1 protein-coding gene is annotated in these 1501 nt (G+C 64.5%); it reads right to left on the minus strand.

Translation table 11 applies throughout. From position 1 onward, the window contains the following. Positions 1-614: 614 nt before the first annotated feature. A partial coding sequence (locus tag VT50_RS37865; RefSeq protein ID WP_206269556.1) for a hypothetical protein occupies positions 615-1501 on the minus strand: 887 nt, incomplete at its 5' end.

Consider the following 1501-nt stretch of genomic DNA (forward strand, 5'->3'; position numbering starts at 1 on the left):
GGTCCTCATCAGCCCTGGAGGGCTCGCAACGGGAGACCGCACCGCCTGAGCCCGGACCGGGCTGGGGTCCTCATCAGCCCTGGAGGGCTCGCAACGTGAGTACGGCCGATGACACCTCGCCCAGGTCGACGGGTCCTCATCAGCTCTGGAGGATCGCAACACCGCTACCGCCATGTGGGCCGCTGTCGACTCCCGCGTGGAGGTCGTTCTTCGGGACGACCGAGCATCGCAAGCGCCAGGGCGCGCATCACGTCGAACCTGGCCTGCCTACCGAACCCACTGCATAGCCTCAATAACGGATCACCGAGTGGCCGTCGATGCACCACTCCAGCGGACGTGACCACAACCAGTGCACACTCGCGTGGGAAGTCCCGGGAACTCCCAGGTAGCAGAGGGAAGTGCGGCAGTTTTCTACCGAGTGCCCTGAACAGGGCACAAGACCAGGTCAGAGACCTGGTGGCGGACGAGTCGGCCTGTACACCGGGTTCCGTCTCTCCTGTTACCTCATGTGGGTGCGCTTGGCATGCATGCATTGAGAGTCACGCTCACCGTCCGGCCCATCCATCACGCGAAATCTTCCCGCCCGCACCAGCGACGCCGCTATGACTGGTCGATCACCCTGGCGCGTCGCGAGGCGTCCCCTCAGTCTTCATGCGGTCGCAGTCGTCCGCACGTACCATGGCCACCAGCATCCGGGATCTTGCCGCTCCCACATGAAGGCGCTTCCGCAACGTCTCTGCCGAAATCGGACGCCGATGCGCTTTCCAATGCCGAGCGTCCTCGCGCCGCGCGCGCTCCAGGAGATCGTCCTCGTCAGATTCGGGGTCATTATGTTGATCAAGATCTTCCAAAAGTGGGGAACATGTGTCCTCGGCATCGGCATCCGCTTTCTCCGTCCCGACGGCCGTATGAATCACAGGGCGCTCCGCGGCAGCATCTGGTCCCGGAGTCACCGAATCCTCTGCCCCGACGCCGCTGATCGCTTGAAGCAGGCCCGGACCGACCTCTGCCCAACCGATCAGAAGCGACGGTCCCACCGCATCAAAAGCAGCTTTCCCCGACTGACCGGTGAGTAGCGGATCCGTCACGTTCAGCGCCAGAGTCATCACACTGGAGATAACCAGTAGGCGGCGCGCCGGGCGGAGCTGCTCCGGACGCGCGCCGTGCAGAGCAAGGTACCGGGTGCCCAGCAGCAACCCCAGCACGGACAGATCAACTGCCGAAGCCACCAGAGGCGCTACCCATGGCGGTACTCCCAACCGCAGCGCCAACGTCCACACATTCCCGAACCCGAACAAGAACGTGAGCCCGACCACTGCCGCCATGGTCGCTGTTACCCCGCGGAGCGTGATCACCCGTTCAATGGAGCCACTCGGCCGAGTATGGGCGGCGTCCGCCCGCTCCCTGTCAGCCATCAGACCGCCCCCGCCGGTCAGACTGGTCCACAGGGAATTCGGCTGCAGGGCCGCCGGGATTCGCATCTTCACAGCGAACTTGGGGC

It is taken from the genome of Streptomyces antioxidans, from assembly GCF_000968685.2.
Classification (GTDB): domain Bacteria; phylum Actinomycetota; class Actinomycetes; order Streptomycetales; family Streptomycetaceae; genus Streptomyces; species Streptomyces antioxidans.